The organism is Pedobacter sp., assembly GCF_965227205.1.
Taxonomy (GTDB): Bacteria; Bacteroidota; Bacteroidia; order Sphingobacteriales; family Sphingobacteriaceae; genus Pedobacter.
The window spans coordinates 199,630-213,586 of the sequence record NZ_OZ245727.1; the positions used below are offsets into that span (position 1 = coordinate 199,630).

The 13,957-nt window shown below is 35.2% G+C and carries 15 protein-coding genes and 1 tRNA gene; 13 read left to right on the forward strand and 3 right to left on the reverse strand.

The window, feature by feature from the left end:
* Positions 1–9: 9 nt before the first annotated feature.
* The gene (locus ACO05K_RS00740; protein WP_421942559.1) at positions 10–777 is read left to right on the forward strand and encodes an SDR family oxidoreductase; all 768 of its coding nucleotides are present in this window, start codon (positions 10–12) and stop codon (positions 775–777) included.
* 354 nt (positions 778–1,131) lie between these two features.
* On the opposite strand, the gene ACO05K_RS00745 is transcribed toward ACO05K_RS00740, so the two are convergent.
* The 3 genes from ACO05K_RS00745 to ACO05K_RS00755 all read right to left on the reverse strand — a co-directional run bounded on the left by ACO05K_RS00745 (position 1,132) and on the right by ACO05K_RS00755 (position 4,158).
* The gene (locus tag ACO05K_RS00745; RefSeq protein WP_421942526.1) at positions 1,132–2,583 is read right to left on the reverse strand and encodes an IS1182 family transposase; all 1,452 of its coding nucleotides are present in this window, start codon (positions 2,581–2,583) and stop codon (positions 1,132–1,134) included.
* 176 nt (positions 2,584–2,759) lie between these two features.
* The gene (locus ACO05K_RS00750) at positions 2,760–3,386 is read right to left on the reverse strand and encodes a carbonic anhydrase (RefSeq protein ID WP_421942560.1); all 627 of its coding nucleotides are present in this window, start codon (positions 3,384–3,386) and stop codon (positions 2,760–2,762) included.
* A gap of 154 nt (positions 3,387–3,540) precedes the next feature.
* Positions 3,541–4,158, reverse strand: a complete 618-nt coding sequence (locus ACO05K_RS00755; RefSeq protein ID WP_421942561.1) for a Crp/Fnr family transcriptional regulator — start codon at positions 4,156–4,158, stop codon at positions 3,541–3,543.
* Between the two features lie 78 nt (positions 4,159–4,236).
* Between ACO05K_RS00755 and ACO05K_RS00760 the strand changes: the two genes are divergently transcribed.
* From ACO05K_RS00760 to ACO05K_RS00815, 12 genes are all read left to right on the forward strand, one after another.
* A complete protein-coding gene (locus tag ACO05K_RS00760; protein WP_421942562.1) occupies positions 4,237–4,932 on the forward strand; it encodes an HAD family hydrolase in 696 nt (231 codons plus the stop codon).
* Positions 4,929–5,570, forward strand: a complete 642-nt coding sequence (locus tag ACO05K_RS00765; RefSeq protein ID WP_421942563.1) for a CatA-like O-acetyltransferase — start codon at positions 4,929–4,931, stop codon at positions 5,568–5,570. Before ACO05K_RS00760 ends, ACO05K_RS00765 begins: the two co-directional genes overlap by 4 nt.
* 301 nt (positions 5,571–5,871) lie before the next feature.
* Positions 5,872–5,948 (forward strand) — tRNA-Ala (locus ACO05K_RS00770).
* 211 nt (positions 5,949–6,159) lie between these two features.
* Positions 6,160–7,086 (forward strand): tyrosine-type recombinase/integrase, encoded by a 927-nt coding sequence (locus tag ACO05K_RS00775; RefSeq protein ID WP_421942564.1) that lies wholly within the window; start codon positions 6,160–6,162, stop codon positions 7,084–7,086.
* A 386-nt stretch (positions 7,087–7,472) separates the two neighbouring features.
* Positions 7,473–7,706: a hypothetical protein gene (locus tag ACO05K_RS00780; protein WP_421942565.1), complete on the forward strand. Its 234-nt coding sequence runs from the start codon at positions 7,473–7,475 to the stop codon at positions 7,704–7,706.
* A 104-nt stretch (positions 7,707–7,810) separates the two neighbouring features.
* Complete coding sequence (locus tag ACO05K_RS00785) at positions 7,811–8,365, forward strand: hypothetical protein (RefSeq protein WP_421942566.1); 555 nt, start codon at positions 7,811–7,813, stop codon at positions 8,363–8,365.
* A gap of 73 nt (positions 8,366–8,438) precedes the next feature.
* Complete coding sequence (locus ACO05K_RS00790) at positions 8,439–8,936, forward strand: phosphoheptose isomerase (protein WP_421942567.1); 498 nt, start codon at positions 8,439–8,441, stop codon at positions 8,934–8,936.
* 121 nt (positions 8,937–9,057) lie between these two features.
* Entirely contained in the window at positions 9,058–9,786 is a 729-nt protein-coding gene (locus tag ACO05K_RS00795) for an acyl-CoA desaturase (RefSeq protein ID WP_421942568.1), read from the forward strand.
* A gap of 446 nt (positions 9,787–10,232) precedes the next feature.
* Positions 10,233–10,562 carry a DUF1475 family protein gene (locus tag ACO05K_RS00800; protein WP_421942569.1) on the forward strand — a complete coding sequence of 110 codons (330 nt, stop codon included), beginning with the start codon at positions 10,233–10,235 and terminating at the stop codon, positions 10,560–10,562.
* 87 nt (positions 10,563–10,649) lie between these two features.
* The gene (locus tag ACO05K_RS00805; RefSeq protein ID WP_421942570.1) at positions 10,650–11,450 is read left to right on the forward strand and encodes a DUF1295 domain-containing protein; all 801 of its coding nucleotides are present in this window, start codon (positions 10,650–10,652) and stop codon (positions 11,448–11,450) included.
* Between the two features lie 90 nt (positions 11,451–11,540).
* Positions 11,541–12,572 (forward strand): SAM-dependent methyltransferase, encoded by a 1,032-nt coding sequence (locus tag ACO05K_RS00810; RefSeq protein ID WP_421942571.1) that lies wholly within the window; start codon positions 11,541–11,543, stop codon positions 12,570–12,572.
* Positions 12,573–12,621: 49 nt separating this feature from the next.
* Positions 12,622–13,866, forward strand: coding sequence for an NAD(P)/FAD-dependent oxidoreductase (locus tag ACO05K_RS00815; protein ID WP_421942572.1), 1,245 nt, complete (start codon positions 12,622–12,624; stop codon positions 13,864–13,866).
* Positions 13,867–13,957 lie beyond the last annotated feature (91 nt).

Below are 13,957 nucleotides of genomic sequence, written 5' to 3' on the forward strand. Positions count from 1 at the left end.
TAAAATAAGATGTCATCAAACCTATTCAATTTAGAAGGTAAAACTGCATTAGTTACAGGCTGTAAGCGGGGAATTGGCAAGGCTATGGCGCTTGCTCTAGCCGAGGCAGGCGCGAATATTATTGGTGTTTCAGCAAATTTAGAGCTTGCTGAAAGCGCTGTAGAGAAGGAAGTAACTGCTCTAGGAAGAAAATTCTTTGCTTATCAATGTGATTTTAGCAATCGTGAAGCTACTTTAAGTTTTGCTGCGAAGGTTAAGGCAGAGCATCCGGTTATTGATATTCTGGTTAATAATGCAGGTACTATTTTACGTAAACCAATTGCCGAACATCCAGATGAATATTGGGATGAAGTAATTGCGGTAAACCAAACTGCACCATTTATTTTAACCAGAGAAATTGGTCGTGACATGGTATCTCGCGGCAGCGGAAAAGTAATTTTTACGGCTTCATTATTATCTTTTCAAGGTGGAATTACGGTACCTGGTTATGCAGCAAGCAAGGGTGCAATCGCATCTTTAACGAAAGCTTTTGCTAACGAATGGGCAGCCAAAGGTGTTAATGTAAATGCAATTGCTCCGGGTTATATCGCTACAGACAATACATCAGCTTTGCGTGAAGATCAGGATAGAAGCACTTCTATTTTAGCTCGTATTCCGGCTGGAAGATGGGGAACACCAGAAGATTTTAAAGGACCAACATTGTTTCTTGCCTCAAACGCAAGTGATTATGTGCATGGTACGATTTTAACCGTAGATGGCGGTTGGATGGGTAGATAAGGTTTTTGGGTTAATTATTGAACTGGTTTAATTGTTGAATTGTTAAATTGGTTAATTGTATAATTGCTAAATTGGTTATTAATCTAAATGCATTTTTTCTAAACAACTGACTAGCCAAAAAACTAACCAACTAAATAAAAAAAAGTCCGAAGCTTAAGCGAGGGCACTGAAAAAGTAGACTTAAAAATGGTCTATAAAAAGATTAGCGGATGGGTAGGTTATAAGATCTCCATCCGCTTTTTGTTTTTTGAGTATTTTTATATTTTTACGGGGCCCAATCTATTGAGATTTCTCGCCGAATTCTGGTATTTTATGGTTGTTTTTAGGATATTTTGTGGCAATGATGATCCCGCTTTAGAATTTGAGGATTCTTTTAAGATTTACTACGAATATCGCAAGTGCACCTTGCATTTTCATGCTTTCAAGGCCATAGGAATTTGCTCTGTCATATCCATGAACATTTTTCAATTCACTATTTTTCGCCTCAATTTTATATCTGTGTTTTGACTTTTCCCTGAAGTACTCGCTTTGTTGGAATATTTCCTGCTCTTTGTGCTCATCTGGTTTTATGGCGACCGAGTAAGTCCTGCTTTTGGCTTCCGATTTATAGCAGCCATCTCTTAGCGGGCATACTTTGCATTTTTCGATATCGAAATAATAGGTCATCATCTGGTTTTTCCTGTCTACCTTTTTGCCCTGCACCCGTTTATACATAGCCAGGTGCCCTGCGGGGCATACGAACATATCTGCATCTTTATTGTAATCAAACTTTTCTTCCTCTTTTCTGGTACCATGAGTAATAGCAGGGTTCATCCTGGCAACTATCTTAACCTTATTTCCGTTCAAACCCTTAAGCTTAAGGTTGTTCTTGCCAGCATAGGCTGCATCACCTATAATAGTATCCACCTCCATTCCGTTTGACTGTGTCTGACCCAATAATTTTGGTAGCTCAGGACCATCTCCTTTCTCTCCGGAGGTAACAACAGCTGCTGTTATGATACGCTCCTCTGTCATTGCCAAATGAGTTTTGTAACCAAAAAAGCTACTATCAGCGGTTTTGTGTCCGACTCTGGCATCCATATCTTTGGATAAGGTGTAGTTATCCTGGGTATCTTCTACTGTTTCTTTTAAGAGGTTTAGCTTCTCTTTCACTGCAGGAATTTCACTTAATGCTTCATCAGACTCGATAACTTTTTGTAATTCCTTGCAGTATTCTATTTCTTTAAGAATATCATTTGAATCATTTTTCTCAGGCATCTGACCCTTGAAGTCATCATCCATTAGGTACACTGCTTTTCGAAGCAGTTTTGAGCGTTGCCTGAGTACTTCAATAGGTGAATATGGATTGGATCTGGAAAGTGAATGTGTCGCATCGACAATGATGGACCTGGATTTAATAATGCCTTTTTCCAATGCAAGGGAAACAGTTTTACCAATTAGAAGGTTTAAAAGATCCATGTCCTTGAGGCGGAGCTTTCGGAACTTGGTCAATGAGCTTGAATTGATCACATCCTCCTCCGGGGACATCTCCAGGAAATATTTGAAGGACATATCATAGCGGGAACGTTCTACCACATCAACATCTGAAACCGTATAAATTGTTTTCAGCAATAAGTATTTAAACATGCGTACCGGACTCTCAGCATTACGCCCGTTGTCCGGGCAGTATTTATCCAGAAGCTCATCATATATAAAACCAAAATCTATAAGCTCATTAATCTTGCGCAGTAAGTTCTCTTTGGGAACAATCAGGTCATAAAGCCTGGAAAACTCGCTAAACTGGATTTTTTGTTGTTGAAGAAGCATCTTAAAAGCAGTAATAATATACCTTTAAAATACAAAAAAAGGAGCAGAAAAACTAGTTTTCTACTCCTTTTGTCCTTTTCAATTAGGGGACTTTTTCAGTGCCCTCGCTTAAGCTCCGGACTTTTTTTAAGATGTTATATTCTGACTTCTGACTCCTGACCTCGGACTAAAGACTATTAATAAAGGTTATAAATTTCTTTGATATCTTTCAAAATAGTATCGAAATCGATTTTTAAGTCGACTAATTTACCTGTGCGAATATCAAAAACCCAACCGTGTACGGTTAAACCACGTTCTGTAATGGCTTCTTGTATTGCCGCAGTTTTTAAAAGATTTACGCATTGCTCCTGAACGTTAAGTTCTACTAATCTGTCGTAACGTTTTGCTTCATCCTCAATTGAATTTAATTCATCTTTGTGCGTACGATATACATCACGGATGTTGCGTAACCAAGGGTTTAAAATGCCCATATCTGCAGGTTGCATAGCAGCTTTAACACCACCGCAATTGTAATGACCACAAACTACAACGTGCTTCACTTTTAAGTGACGAACTGAGTAATTTAAAACCGTCATAACGTTCAAATCTACGTTGTTTACCAAATTGGCAACATTACGATGCACGAAAGCTTGTCCGGGCTGTATGCCCATTAAGTCTTCAGCAGTTACACGGCTATCAGAGCAGCCGATATATAAAAACTCAGGAGTTTGCCCTTTTGCCAATTCGGTGAAATAATTTTCATCTATTGATAGCTTGTTAGCAATCCATTTCTCGTTATTCTTAAATACGTCTTCTACTTTCATTCTTCTAATATTTTTTTATGATACAATATGTTAGTAAGGATGTTTTTTTTATAAAACTATAAAAAGATTTTTTCATTTCAGTTAACTCTCCATACTATATTTTTCATTCTATTTTCTAAACAAAGTTGATGCTTAAATGTTGAGGAAATTTTAATTAAATCAACTTTTCTAATAGCGTTTTAATCTCTCCTGTGTTTAGGTTAGTGTTACTCTTAACTTGCTTTAACGTTCGGTTCAAACTTCTTACTGAGATACCTAAATATGCAGCCATATCTTCTTTCGAAATTTCTAAATCGGCTTCAGTTTGAAGCTTTAATAATTTTGTTAAACCATATTCTAAGGTATATAACTGTTGGAAAGATGCTCTGCTACTGGTTTGAATAATTCGGGTTGATAGTTCTTGCAACAGAATTTTAGTAAAGTTTACATTGCTTTCAATTAAAGATAAAAAATAATGATGCGGAATAACAAATGCCGATACGGCACTTATTGTTTCAACGTTACACAGGCAATCTATTTTTTTCAATGCTTCAAGTTCGCCAACCACTTCACCTTTTCCCAAAAATTCGATAATAAAATCTTTACCATTTTCTTCAGAAATGAAGCACTTTGTAATTCCATCGTTAATTATATAAAGATTACTGATTTTATCGCCTTGCTCAATAAGCCTGTATCCGGCAGGAAAATCTTTAAGTTTTATGTGTTGATGCGTTTCTTTTTCGCTCAATAAAGATTCAATAAATGATAAAAATGTAAGGTTTGTACGTAACATAATCAGCAATGAAGACAAATGTCCTTTATTTTAATTGTAGGTTGATTTACTTTTGTGGCTATAAAATTAAACATTACTATGAATAATAAAATTAGCGTTATTGCATTTGATGCCGATGATACGCTTTGGGTAAATGAACCTTATTTTCGAGAAACAGAAGCACTTTTTGCAGGTTTATTAGAAGATTTTTTACCACATCATAGCATTGTTGCAGAACTTTATAAAACTGAAATTGCCAATTTGCCTTTGTATGGGTATGGTATAAAGGGCTTTATGTTAAGCATGATAGAGACTATTTTGCGCATTACCGAAGGAAAGGTAAATCCCGAAGTAATAAATAAAGCCATACAACTTGGGCAGGAAATGCTTAACAAACCTATCGAGTTGTTAGATGGGGTAGAAGATGTTTTAAAAGCATTACACGGAAAATATAAATTAGTTGTTGCCACCAAAGGTGATTTGTTAGATCAACAGAGAAAGCTTACAAAATCTGGTTTGGACCATTATTTCCATCACATCGAAATTATGAGCGATAAGCAACAAAGTGATTATCAAAAGCTATTAAAACATTTAGATTGTAAACCTGAAGAATTTTTAATGCTTGGAAATTCTTTGAAATCTGATGTTTTACCAGTACTGGAAATCGGTGGAAATGCTATTCACATTCCATACCATACAACATGGGTACACGAACATGTAGAACACACAATAGAACACGATAATTTTTATCAGATGGAAACACTATCTGATGTTTTATCAAAATTAAACGTATGAAAGAAAAAATAGATATAAACACCTGGATTAGAAAGGATCACTTTAATTTTTTTAACAGCTTTGAAGAACCTTTCTTTGGTGTTACAGTAGATGTAGATTGCACAGAAACTTACCATGAAGCTAAAAGTTTAGGTGTTTCGTTTTTTCTGCTTTATTTGCATAAATCACTTATAGCAGCAAATCAGGTAGAAAATTTTAAATATAGAATTAGCGATGGTGAAGTTTGGAAATATAATGATGTTCATGCATCAGCTACAATAAACCGTCCTAACGGAACTTTTGGATTTGGTTACATAGATTTTTATGAGGATTTTTCGGTGTTTCGTTATCAAGCCGTTAAAGAAATTGAAAAGGTGCAAAATACAACAGGATTAGTAGCTTCATCATCTGGTGATAATGTTATTCATTACTCAGCTTTACCTTGGCTAAACTTTAAATCAATGTCTCATGCCCGTAAATTTTCACATCAGGATAGTTGCCCAAAAATTTCGTTTGGACAAGTAAGAGATGAATCTGATAGAAAAATAATGTCACTTTCCATTCATGCTCACCATGCACTTATGGATGGTTTTCATGTATCGCAATTTGTTAATATTTATCAAAAATTGTTAAACGCTGCTGAGTTAACAGTTGGTTAATTTTTAATTAATCTGCGGCAGTTAATTTCGCCGCATGTTTTCTTTGGCTCTTATTATTCCAATTTATCTCCTTGCAATTATTGCAATGTGTTTTATGGACTCTCTTTTTAAGGCATTAATGTTTTTCTTAATGCTTTTAATAACAACATTTTTGATGTTTTTATTCATCAATCATCCACTACCTTCGGCATTATCAGTTTGTTGTATAATTGCGATGTTTGCTTTTAGGTTTAAAGATTAATTTTCATTTGCTTTAGAGAAACTAATTGCTATTTTTGCCCACAGTAACTTTTACTTAATTGGGGGATTAGCTCATTTGGCTAGAGCGCTTCGCTGGCAGTGAAGAGGCGGCCGGTTCGAATCCGGCATTCTCCACCACGACTCAAAACGCACTGATAGACAAGAATTTAACTGTCTATCAGTAGCTAAGTCTGCCAAAACTCTGCCACTAAATTCTTTAGAACCCGAGAAAACTCTTCGCCCGGCGAAGAGAAAAAAAGATTCTCCTAGTTCTTCAAAAGATAAAAAGACACGTGAGCCCCTTAGTGATATTATAGAAAAAAATGCTTCTACTTTTACCTTGGATCTCATGGAGATTCCAGAATTGCCTTACACCCTCCCTAGAATTGTCAAAACAAAATCTGCTCAAAAATTAAATACAGGGTCAAATAGTATCTCCCGATGGTATGTTGAGTTTTTTTATTTTGATGCCACGACCGAAAAAATGGAACGATTCAGATTTACCAAGAATCTTAACAGGTTGCATGATCTGAAAGAAAAGCAAAAACATTTTAATAATCTTCGGGAGGCTTACAAAATTGCATTGGAGAATGGCTGGAGTCCAGTGGATCAAAACGCCAATATTAAACTTAAAAAGGAAGTAGTTGGTATTAACCTAAAACAAGGTCTTGTTAAGTTTGAAGAATATCATACCGCAAAAGGAACCCGTCCAAAAACAATTAGTACATACAGATCCAAAGTGGAAGCATTCATAAAATACCATGGGGCGGAAACAAACGTGTCAGCCATTACAGACTTTGAAGTTACTGATTTCCTTAATTTTATGGAGAGTCGTCACAAGTGGGTCGGGGTAACCTACGTGAATAGTCGAATATGCCTTAATAACTACTTTCGTTACCTATTGTTAAACAAATACATCAAGGTAAATCCTGTAACCGGAACCGAATCCCGTAGAAGAATGGCAACTCAGTCTAACCAAGTCTTTTCTGACAAAGATTTTAAAATCATTAGCAAATGGCTCCAAGATAATGATCCATACTGCCTGTTTTTTGTTAAGATGATTTACTTTACATGTATCAGGCCTAAAGAGCTCAGATTTCTAAAGCTTATCCACATTGATATGGAGGAATATACAATTACTGTTCCTGGCACAATCGCGAAGAACAAAAAATCGATCCCTATAAATATTGATATCAAATTAAGGGAGGAACTTCACAAAATGAATCTTGCAGATTATCCACGCAAACACATAGAAACGATTTTTATATACAAATGAGTGTTAAAAATAACAGGTTGATTTTTAAAACCCAGATTGCAATTTGGGATGAGAAAGGAAATGCATTACCGCCCACTAAAGATGGTTACATAACGAGGGTTTACAGAAAGGTAAAATTTAATAATTAATTATTCTGAATGTTCTTTTGATCGTTTCTTAAGGATGCGGTATAAGTCGTTAACTATCAGTTATAAATGATGAAAATTGTATATCCGACAATCTTAAATAAGTTTAATAAGTAATATTTTAGATACAATTTAAAATAGTTAGATTTCAAAAGCCCTTTTGCTTGGTTTTTAGAGGGTAATTTGATGGAAATCAAACAAATACTGCAAAAAGGGTAAAAATACTGTATGATTAATTAGTGGAAATTTTAAATTTGTGGTATGGAAAATCTAAATAGAAAATCAGCTCTCAGTACTTTTCTGTTAAAAGTTAAACAATTAAGAGGGTTCGGCGATATGAATTCTTATAGTTTGGCTGCCGAATTCAAAAGTATTGCCAACGTTCCAGACTCTAAGATTAACCATATAATTGAAGATATGTCTTCTCCACAAACCTGGAATAATGGGAAATCTATTTTTATTGAAAGTGTTTTAGAAAACATTTTAGAAAATTGAAACATTAAAAAATTATATATAGCCTTCAGTAAAAAACTGAAGGCTTTTTTTATGCCTTAAACTTTATTTCATCAAAAAACATTATCTTCAATAAACCAATAATTATGAAAAAGATCATCTCTACACTTTGTTTAATAGCCATTTTCTCTGTTGCTAAGGCACAAAAATTTGTGCCAGAAATTAAAACCGGAACAATTATAACAGCCACGGCAGTTGTTGGCGGACAAGAATTTCCGCTTGCTTTAAAAATTGTTAGTGCTACTGCGCCATACAGTATTGGTTGGGGTGTGGATGGTTATGGAGAAGGTGCATTTGAAATGAGCGAAAAAGCATTTACTAACGGAACAGAATTACTACAGGTTTCACAGCCTGCTCTTGGCACTACAAAATTAACGGATACACAAACTTTTGGAGTTATTTCTAAAGATGCGTTTAAAACTTTGGTTGATAAAAAAGCCTTCACTTACGGAGGAAATACTTTTAAAATTAAAACACCTGAAACTGCTGCCATAAAAATAAATGGAAAAGATGTTGATGCTTTTCATGTAATAAATGGAAATGGTTCTCAAGAATTGTGGATTTTAAATAATGCTGCTTTCCCCCTAATTATTCAAAGTACAGGGCAGGCTACAGATATTGTGATGCTAGAAATTAAATAAGATTTGTAATATTTAAAAAATTAAAAGCCCGGAAGGGCTTTTTTAATTTCAAAGCACTATTTTTACGGCAATTATGGAAAACGACAAAAAAGAAATATTCGATAACGTAGCACAACGTTTAAAAATTGAAGGTTTTAATGTAGTAAACCGCGATGAAACCCGCCCTTGGGGAGGTTTTTTTGTTATAGATGAAGCACAAGCACAACAATTTGCCGATACTTATTTTGATGGTTTAGATGTTGAAAGCTTAAAGATTGGCGGTAAGTTAAGTCCGAAAATTTTAATAGTTGCTCCAAACACCCGCCTATCTTGGCAATACCATCACCGCAGAGCCGAAATTTGGCAAGTGGTAACGGGTACAGTTGGTATAAAAACCAGTGAAACCGATGAAGAAGGCGAAGTAAAAAGCTATGCACCAAAAGATCAGATTAAATTACAACAGGGCGAACGCCACCGTTTAATTGGTTTAGATGATTGGGGTGTTGTTGCAGAAATTTGGCAACACACTGATGCTTCAAACCCATCTGATGAAAGTGATATCGTAAGAGTTCAAGACGATTTCGGTAGATAATATAATTTTTTAAAGTATCCTGCTCGCATTCTGAGCAGGATTTCTTTTTTTTAATACAATGCTAAACGCTGTATAAAACTAAAGCGTTCAAAAATTCGTTTATACAGCATACACACAATAAATGATTATTCTAATATTTTTTCTTTGCCACTGGTTTTTATCTCTATTCAGCCAAACCTTTTTCCTTCATCGTTATTCATCGCACAAAATGTTCAAGATGGAACCTTTTTGGGAGAAGTTTTTCTATCTGGTTTTGCTAATTTCTCAGGGTTCATCTTTCTTAAATCCAAGAGCTTACGCCATATTGCATCGTATGCATCATGCGTACAGCGATACAGAAAAAGACCCACATTCGCCACATTTCTTTAAGGATGTTTTTGGAATGATGATTGCCACAAAGAATATGTATATGAATTATTTACATTTCAAAATACAGCCAGAACCTGCTTTTCAAGGTAATTACCCTGAATGGCCTTTGGTTGATAGAATTGGTGATTCCTGGTTTTGGAGAATTGGTTGTGGGTTATTTTACATTGGTTTTTATATAATGTTTGCCAATTATTGGTGGATGTTTCTTTTGTTGCCAATCCACTTTTTGATGGGTCCATTACATGGTGCAATTGTAAACTGGTGTGGCCATAAATATGGTTATTCAAACCACGATAATGATGACCATAGTAAAAACTCTTTACCTTGGGATTTTCTATTAATGGGAGAGTTGTTTCAAAACAATCACCACAAAAAACCTAATAGTCCGAATTTTGCAACTAAATGGTGGGAGTTCGACCCAACTTATCCGGTTATGAAGGTTTTACATTGGATGAAGATTATTAAGATTAGGAAAGTTTAAATTTGTCATCCTGAGTTTGTCGAAGGACTAATTTCTTATTTTTGTCTTGGCCAGACAGGCTTTTTTCTTTTGACAACAAAAGAAACAAAATTGCCGGCTGAAAATTTTTGTTTTAAAGTTTCTACTTGAGCTTTGACAGCACGTCCCCAAAAATTTGTTAGGCCGGTTAAAAGTAGAACGGAGAAATAGTGCTTTGGCTTAGTCAGGTGGAAATTCAAATTGCGAATAAAATCCTTATTGTTAGGTAAATATGCATAAATGACAAGTATAGACTATCAGAGTTAGAATTGAACGCAGGAATCGCTATTCCGTTTCTTGCACAGTTTTTTTTAAAATAAACCCGACAGAAGCGAGCACGAAGTGTAACGAAGTAAAGCGAATTGCGGGGCTTTCGGAACCGATTGAAACAGAACCTTGCTTTTCAAATAATTTTAAAACATCCCATTATGATAAATTTTCTAAAAATTATTTTTTCGGCACTATTCGTTTTTATGTGCTATAAAGTTATTGCCACTTCTCTAGAAAGTAATCTGTTTGAGCAATGGGATTTTCTCGGCAGCATTCCGTGGATGCGTGCAACCCTTTGGGACTTTTATGCTAATATTTTCATCATTACTTTGTGGATGTTTTATAAAGAAAAAAATATTATTCTTAAAATCTCTATTACTATTTTGTTCGTATGTTTAGGTAGCATAGCAACTTTAGCTTATGTTTTGGTTTACTTGTTCAAACTAAAACCTGGCGAGGGTGTTAAAGAATTACTTAGTAAGGCTTAGGGTTTGAGGTTAATGGTGTAGGGTGTCTTGCTAGGGTTTCAGTTATGCGAAATGGCTTTTGGCCTTTACCTTTTTACCTTAAACCTTATGCCATCTCAAATTGCACATCTACTTTTTATTGCGCTAATTTCCTTAATTGCCTGTTGTACCATTATGTTTTCGGTTTGGCTTTGGGCAAAGAAAATCAAAAATGCAGGTGTTGTTGATGTTTTTTGGGCACTGAATTTTCCTGTAATTACCCTCATTACTTTCTTTTTATCTGAAGGATTTGAAACCCGAAAAATATTAATTTGTGGAATGTTTCTTCTGGCCGAATTGCGCTTAGGTTTGCATCTTTGGCAACGAGTTATTAGCCATTTAGATGAAGAAGAAGGGCGATACCAACAATTACGAAAAGAATGGGGCGAAAAAGCCGACAGGAATTTCTTTTGGTTTTTCCAGTTTCAGGCCATTTCGAATGTATTATTGGCCATCCCTTTTTTTATAATTACTGCAAACACATCAAATGAACTATCGATATGGGAATTTGTGGGGGTTGGAGTATGGATTATCGCCTTTTTTGGTGAAATGATAGCCGACAGACAGCTTGCTGCGTTTAAAAAAGACCCAAAAAACAAAGGAAAAGTTTGCGATACTGGTTTGTGGTACTACAGCCGCCACCCAAATTACTTTTTCGAATGGTTAACTTGGATGGCATATTTTGTTTTTGCTTTGGCTTCTCCATGGGGAATTTTAGCCATCATTAGTCCAGCTATTATTTTATACTTATTAACCAAAGTAACAGGCGTGCCTAATAACGAGGAGCAAAACCTAAGAAGCAAACCCGAGGCTTATAAAAAATATCAAGAAACAACTTCTTCCTTTTTTCCGTGGAGGAAAAGGAGTTAAAGGTTGCATGTTGCGGGTTACAAGTCTAAAACTTCATAGCCTGATTTTGCACCCAAACCTATAGCTTTTAACATATAAATTACAACTCAAATGTGGTACGATAAACTTTTAGAAAACGATAAACTTCCTGATACGGCCTTAAGATTAGGCATTAGAAAACTTTGCAAGCAACGCTTAGATGATGAAACTTTAGGCAATGAAGAATTGCAGCAAGAGAAATTTATGGATTTGGTTGCTGAGTTACAGCAATCGCCTATTGCTGTAAATACTGTCGAAGCCAACGAGCAACATTACGAATTACCGACTCAGTTTTTCCAATATTGTTTGGGCAAAAACCTTAAATATAGCAGTGGTTATTGGAAACCTGGAGTTAAGGATATCGATACATCAGAAGATGATATGTTGGCTTTGACTTGTAAAAGAGCGGATTTACAAAACGGGCAAAATGTGTTGGAATTAGGTTGCGGTTGGGGTTCGTTATCGTTATTTATGGCAGCGAAATATCCTAATAGTACATTCACGGTTGTTTCTAACTCTGCTACGCAAAAGATTTTTATTGATGAGACAGCAAAGCAACGCGGCATTCAAAACCTTACAGTTTTAACTGCCGATATGAATACGTTTACAATTGCTGATACTTTCGATAGAATTGTTTCTGTAGAAATGTTTGAACACATGCGTAACTATAAATTTTTATTAAATAAGGTTGCTGGTTTCTTAAAACTCGATGGAAAATTGTTCGTGCACATCTTTACGCATAAAACTTTAGCGTATAAGTTTGAGGTAATTGATGAAACCGATTGGATGAGTAAATATTTCTTTACTGGCGGAATTATGCCATCGAACCATTTATTTTTCTACTTTAATGATGATTTAAAAATCGATAAACATTGGGTTGTTAACGGTACAAATTATGGCAAAACATCTGAAGCATGGTTAAGCAACATGGATAAGCATAAAAAAGAGATTATGCCAATTTTTGAGCAGACTTATGGTAAGGATCAGGCTGTGAAATGGTGGGTTTACTGGCGTTTGTTTTACATGAGCTGTGCAGAATTATTTAACTACAATAAAGGGAACGAGTGGATGGTTTGTCATTATTTGTTCGAAAAAAGAGCTTAAGGTAAAAAGCTGAAAGACCAAAGTGAAACACTCAATTTAATTCAAGAAAATGCAGAAATTAGCCATTATTGGCTCAGGAATAGCAGGTATGGGTTGTGCTCATAAACTGCAACATAAATACGATATTACCGTTTTTGAAGAGGCTGATTATATTGGTGGTCATACCAATACGATTACACTTGAAGAAGATGGAAAACCAATTTATTTAGATACCGGTTTTATGGTTTTTAACTATGAAACTTATCCAAATTTAACAGAGATATTTGCTGAGATTGAAGCGCCTGTTATCAAAACTGATATGTCGTTTAGTGTTCAGTTTTTGCCTAAAAAGTTAGAATATAGCGGTTCGAGTTTAAATCATTTATTCGCTCAGCGGAAGAATATTTTTAATATTTCTTATTTAAAAATGTTGATGCAAATTAACCGTTTCAACAAACAAAGTGTAGAAATTTTAGATAAGCCAGAATATCAGGATTACTCAATCGGCAAATTTTTTAAGGAATTTGGCTACAGTGATGATATGCTTTGGCAATATCTTATCCCGATGAGTGCTGCGGTTTGGAGTGCGCCAATGGAGCAGATTTTAGATTTTCCGGCGGTAACTTTGATTCGCTTTTTTAAAAATCATGGTTTTTTAGGTTTAGACACGCAACATCAATGGTACACTTTGCAAAACGGAAGTCAGGCTTACCGCGAAAAACTGATTGCACCTTTCCGAGATAGAATTAAAATCAACAATAAAATTGTTTCCGTTAAAAGATTAGAAAACGGTAAAGTTAAGGTAGAAAATTCAAAAGGAGAGCAATTTGAGTTTGATAAAGTAATTATGGCAAGCCATGCCGACCAAACTTTTGAAATTGTACAAGATAAAACTCCACTAGAAACTGAATTACTTTCCAAATTCAAATACCAACTGAATAAAGCTGTAGTTCATATTGATGAAAAGCAAATGCCTGAAGCGAAATTAGCCTGGAGCAGTTGGAATTATCGTGTAGAAAAACAAGGTGATAAACTTTTGCCAAGTACAATTTATTGGATGAATAGCTTGCAAGGTGTTTCTAAGAAAACAAATTACTTTGTTTCTATTAACCCAACCGAAACTTTGAATCCTGAAAAGATTGTTAAAGAAATCGATTACCATCATCCTTTGTTTGATGTTCCGGCTATGCAAGCGCAAGAACGCTTAGCTAAATTAAACGAAACGGGTCCGATTTATTATTGTGGTAGCTATTTTAAATATGGTTTCCATGAAGATGCGTATAAGAGTGCGGTTGATTTGTGTAATGGGCTTTAGTCTCTTGCCGTCATTTCGACCGTAGTGGAGAAATCTTTGGAAGTGGTTTTTAGATTCAAAGATTTCTCAGTTTCGCTGCGCTCCATTCGAA